This is a genomic window from Limosilactobacillus coleohominis, from assembly GCF_016901675.1.
Lineage (GTDB): Bacteria > Bacillota > Bacilli > Lactobacillales > Lactobacillaceae > Limosilactobacillus > Limosilactobacillus intestinavium.
The window spans coordinates 1-5,225 of the sequence record NZ_JACJKU010000089.1; the positions used below are offsets into that span (position 1 = coordinate 1).

A 5,225-nucleotide genomic window follows, 5' to 3' on the forward strand; every position below is an offset into this window, starting at 1 on the left:
AGTAAAATAAAAGAGTCACATACCCTAAAAGTATGTAACTCGTAAAACTATACCAATTTAGCGAAAATTTCACGATTTTGTTAAACCAACACTAAATGATGTAGAGCCTAACAAAAAGGCCTTAAGCATTCGGATTTCCGAATGTCTAAGGCCTTTTAAGCTTTCAAGGGGTAAATTCTCCTCAGCTATTTAGTTGTGAACTTTAGGCAATTTTGGTTACAGCACCGGTTGATGAATTGTATTCATAGATCCCAACCATGTTAGCAACTGAATTGTCAGCATTGTTTTGACGAACTTCAAACCGGTAAGTATTACCATTCTTGGATACTGGAATAATTCCATAACCCTTCTTGTTGAAGCCCATCTTATTAGCAAAGTTCGTCACAACGTTTTCACCAGTAGCTTGTGCAGCTGCGGCATTGGCTGCCTTTTGGGAGCTAGATTGTGAGTTAACACTGCTGTTAGATTGCTTGCTGGATTGGCTATTCTTGTTTTGGGTAGTGCTGGTTTCAACTTCACCATTAATAGCCTTGGAAATCTTAACACGTAAAGCCTTGTAAGCCTTCTTCATTGGCTTGCTGTCAGACTTCATACCAGGTAATTCAGCTTCAGCTTCCTGATAATCGCCCTTATTGTAATCTTCACGTGCGTCCAGGTAACTATCTAAATCTTCTTCCAGATATTCAACTTTTTTGTTTTGGTTTTCAACATCGTCTAAAAGATCATATGCTTTTTGATACTTCTTTTGAGTAATCAGATCATTAGCCTTCTTGTATGCCTTATCAGCCGCACTCTCTGTTACTTGTGTCGACTTAGCAGAACTGCTACTCGAATTAGAACTACTCTTTTGACCACAACCAGCTAATCCAAAAATCATTGCTAAACTAGCTGTTGATAGAGCTACTTTATAAATCAAGCCCTTTTTCATTTTCAATATTCCTCCTTAATAGGGTTATCCGTATTATACCATTTTTGTTTATTAAACAAAAAACGTTTGCTAAGACTCTAGGAATCTTAACAAACGATTTAAAATTATTCTTTAGAAACCCGATCAAACAGGTTCTTGAATAACGGACTAACTGGCCGGTTTTCATTAATCCGTTTAATTGCATCCGCAATTAATGGGGCCACAGAAACTTGCTTGATTTTAGCAATCTGCTTTTCCTTTGGCAATTGAATAGAGTCGGTTACAACCACTTCTTTAATTGGTGAGTTTTCCAAGCGTTCAATCGCAGGACCAGAAAGAACCGCGTGGGTACATGATGCGTATACTTCAGTTGCTCCAGCATCTACTAATGCTTGTGAACCTAAAGTGATCGTACCAGCAGTGTCGATCATATCATCAATCATGATACACTTCTTACCCTTAACATCACCAATAATGTGCATAATCTTAGCAACATTGGCCTTTGGACGCCGCTTATCAATAATTGCAATTGGGGCCTTCAAAAATTCAGCTAACGCACGTGCCCGTACTACACCACCATGGTCAGGTGAAATCACAACTGCATCCTTAGCAACCCCTTCTTTAATGAAGTAGTCAGCGAGCAGTGGTGCACCCATCAAGTGGTCGACCGGAATATCAAAGAATCCTTGAATTTGAGCGGCATGTAAATCAAGCGCGATTACTCTATCAACACCGGAATTTTGCAGCATGTTGGCAACCAGCTTAGCAGTGATTGGTTCACGTGACCGGGCTTTCCGGTCTTGACGAGCGTAGCCATAGTAAGGCATTACCACATTAATAGTCTTGGCACTGGCCCGTCGTAAAGCATCAATCATAATCAACAATTCCATCAAGTTGTCATTAACCGGTGCGGAAGTTGATTGCACAATGTAAACATTGTCTCCCCGAATACTCTCTTCGATGTTGATTTGAATTTCACCATCACTAAAACGGTCAACGGATAGTTTACCTAATTCAACACCTACTTCTTGAGCAATTTTTTCAGCCAATGGCCGGTTTGAGCTTAACGAAAAAATCTTCAGATTAGGATCAAAATATTTCTGTTTCATGAGGTCCTCCAAAATAAATTCCCTGTACCACCCTTTATCATATTGATTAGTTGACTAAAAAGCAACTACCAGGGAAGTTTTTTTGCATAATTTGGTTTATTCGTTTGCCGGGACCGTGCAATGGCCATATCGAACTGGTCAGTGTCGTCAGTAATCGTAGATCCTGCCGCAATAAATGAATCTGCAGCAATGTTAACTGGCGCTACTAAGTTACTGTTACTACCGATAAAGGCGTGGTCACCAACGTTAGTGTGGTGTTTCTTGGCACCGTCGTAATTGACAAAGACCACCCCGCAACCAACGTTAATATTCTTGCCAAGGGTTGCGTCTCCAACGTAAGTCAAGTGACCCACTTTGGTTCCTTCACCAATGTAAGCCTTCTTCACTTCACAGAAGTTACCGATGTGGACATTCTTGCCAATTTCAGCTTGTGGACGTAAGTGACTATTAGGACCAATGTCGGAGCCATCATGCATTTCAGCGTTTTCAAGAGTGGAAGAAATAATTTTAACCCCATCATGAATTTGTGAACTAATAATCCGTGAACCAGCACCGATCAGACAGTCGCTACCAATTGTGGTGTCGCCTTTAATTACAACGTTACCTTCAATTACAGTGTCACGACCAATCTTAACTCCAGCGTCAATGTAGGTTGTCTCAGGATCTACCATTGTGACCCCGTTCATCATGAGTTCGTCATTGATCCGTTTCCGCATAATCTTATTAGCTTGTGCTAAGGCAACCCGGTTGTTAACTCCCATAGATTCGTCAAAGTCAGCCATCTTATATGCGGTTACTACTTCACCCTCTTGCTTCATAATGGCAATGACGTCAGTTAAATAGTATTCACCTTGGGCATTATCGTTGTTAATCTTCTTTAAAGCAGCAAACAACTTCTTGTTATCGAAACAGTAAACTCCGGTATTAATTTCATGAATTTCACGTTCTTGTTGGTTAGCATCCTTTTGCTCAACAATTCGTTCTACAATTCCAACATCGTTACGCACAATCCGACCATAACCGGTTGGGTCTGGGGCAACAGAAGTTAGAATGGTGACAGCCGCCTGACGTTGCTTATGATATTCAAACAGCTTTTTAAAAGTATCAGCGGTAAATAGTGGTGTATCACCACTAACCACTAATGTTTCACCATCGATATCACCCAAAATATCTTCAGTTTGCATAACAGCATGGCCAGTTCCTAATTGTTGCTTTTGTAAAGCAAACTTAGAACGGGGACCAATTGTATTTTCAACACTTTCTGCTCCATAACCGACAACTGTCACAATGTTATCAATATTAGCAGCTTCAAGTTGTCCTAAGACATGTTCCACCATTGTCTTACCGCAAACTTCATGTAGCACCTTATATAACTTTGACTTCATCCGGGTTCCCTTACCAGCAGCGAGGATGATCGCATTCTTTTGTCCCATCAGTTCTGATTACTCCTTTGTTTGAAATACTTTATCAAGATAGTTACCGGCCTTAGCACTGAGATGTTTGTTAACCCCATCTTGCGCGTCAACCCTAATTAATGATGTGCAATCATCAACTAACCGTTCACCATCAAACTGTCCTTCAGCAAATGCCGTCATTCCTACTAAATGAGCGCCAAATTCTTGGATCAAGGACTTCATACCATTCATTGTGCCCCCGCCCTTTAGGAAGTCATCGACAACTACCACGTTGGCGCCTTCCTTCATCGTGCGCCGTGACAGTTCCATTTTCTTAATCCGTTGTGAAGATCCAGAAACGTAGTTCACACTAACGGTTGATCCTTCAGTAATATGAGACGAATTTCGAACAATTACAAAAGGTCGGTTGAGATACATTGCCACGCTTTGGGCGATAGGAATCCCCTTTGTTTCCACAGTCATAATGACATCCACATCTTGATCGATGTACTGGGTAGCAATTAACCGCCCAACTTTACGCAGAATGTCCGGACGACCCAGTAGGTCTGATAAGTAGACATAGCCCCCTGGGAGAAGGCGACTTTCGTCATCCACCGCCTTAACCAACTGATCAATTACCGTTTGTGCATTGTCTTTTGAATACAGTGGGGTTAACCGTGCACCGCCACTTGCCCCTGGCAAGGTTTCCAAACGGCCTACACCCCACCGTTCAACAGTATTCCGAATGATACTTAAATCTTCACTAATGGAAGATTTAGCGGACTCATACCGTTGACCAAAAAACTTTAATGAAACCAGCTCACGCGGATGATCCAGTAAATACCGGGTCATATCCACCAGCCGATTACTTCGTCTAACTTTCATCTTGTAACCCCTTTTAAATTAATTCGTTACTAAAATTACTTTTCTAATCTATGATACCTACAAATAATAACATAATTGTTCGGCTTTTAGCGGTAATTTGACTATTTTTTATCAAAAAAGCAGGCCTCATTCGGCCTGCAACAATTTTACCATCTTTTAATGCTTATTCGGTAGCCCATCGCTGGTAGAGCAACGCAGATAAGTAGATTAACACTTCAATGGTGGAAGTAAAGAAACTCACTGGCCAGTCTGTAACATACCCTAAGTAAAGCCCCAGCCATACTCCCAGCAGAGCAAACAGGATTGCTAACCCAATCATTTTACCAGTTCCGGTAGTGTAATACTTTGCACTAGCTGCAGGAAGGGTTAGTAAAACAAATATCAGCAACGTTCCCACAATTTGAACGGCAACACTCACACTCATTGCTAATAACAACAAGAAGGTAACCGAGATCAGAGTTTCATTCAGACCATTAGCTGCAGCACCATCTGGGTCAAAGGATGAAAATTTAAGCTGCAGGTATATCAAAAAGACCACTGCTAATACAATCAGCGATAACCACACTAACTGATAAACCTCATGACGGCTAATTCCTACAACACTACCGAACAAAATGCTGGTAGCGGAACTAGCTGTTTTGCTGGATAAGTATAAAAATAAAATCCCTAATCCAATAAAAAGTGCGGAAACCGCGGAAATAACTGATTCACGCCGCGACTCATCAATCGTTAACTGGCCAACCATGACCGAGCTAAGAATTGTAAACAAGAGCATTCCATTTAATGCTGGCCACCCCATAAACAAGGCAAAAGAGGCCCCGGCAAAGCCGATTTCAGATAAGGTATGGGTCATAAAGGGCATATTCCTGGCAACGACAAATACCCCGATTACTCCACTAACTACCGCAATAAACGTACTAGCAATGAAGG

Annotated in this window: 5 protein-coding genes; all 5 read right to left on the minus strand. The window is 41.3% G+C overall.

Going from position 1 to position 5,225, the window contains the following annotated elements:
- Positions 1 to 202: 202 nt before the first annotated feature.
- Complete coding sequence (locus tag H5975_RS07210) at positions 203 to 928, minus strand: hypothetical protein (protein ID WP_204785479.1); 726 nt, start codon at positions 926 to 928, stop codon at positions 203 to 205.
- Between the two features lie 104 nt (positions 929 to 1,032).
- Positions 1,033 to 2,016 carry a ribose-phosphate diphosphokinase gene (locus H5975_RS07215; protein ID WP_204785480.1) on the minus strand — a complete coding sequence of 328 codons (984 nt, stop codon included), beginning with the start codon at positions 2,014 to 2,016 and terminating at the stop codon, positions 1,033 to 1,035.
- Positions 2,017 to 2,081: 65 nt separating this feature from the next.
- Positions 2,082 to 3,449, minus strand: a complete 1,368-nt coding sequence (gene glmU / locus H5975_RS07220) for a bifunctional UDP-N-acetylglucosamine diphosphorylase/glucosamine-1-phosphate N-acetyltransferase GlmU (protein ID WP_204785481.1) — start codon at positions 3,447 to 3,449, stop codon at positions 2,082 to 2,084.
- 9 nt (positions 3,450 to 3,458) lie between these two features.
- Positions 3,459 to 4,295: a pur operon repressor gene (gene purR, locus H5975_RS07225; RefSeq protein ID WP_204785482.1), complete on the minus strand. Its 837-nt coding sequence runs from the start codon at positions 4,293 to 4,295 to the stop codon at positions 3,459 to 3,461.
- Between the two features lie 163 nt (positions 4,296 to 4,458).
- On the minus strand, positions 4,459 to 5,225 hold a 767-nt coding region (locus H5975_RS07230; RefSeq protein WP_204785483.1), incomplete at its 5' end, for a metal ABC transporter permease.

Coding starts and splice junctions, on each gene's coding strand:
- purR (WP_204785482.1), bottom strand. CDS start 4,295: ATGAAAGTTAGACGAAGTAATCGGCTGGTGGATATGACCCGGTATTTA.
- H5975_RS07210 (WP_204785479.1), bottom strand. CDS start 928: ATGAAAAAGGGCTTGATTTATAAAGTAGCTCTATCAACAGCTAGTTTA.
- H5975_RS07215 (WP_204785480.1), bottom strand. CDS start 2,016: ATGAAACAGAAATATTTTGATCCTAATCTGAAGATTTTTTCGTTAAGC.
- glmU (WP_204785481.1), bottom strand. CDS start 3,449: ATGGGACAAAAGAATGCGATCATCCTCGCTGCTGGTAAGGGAACCCGG.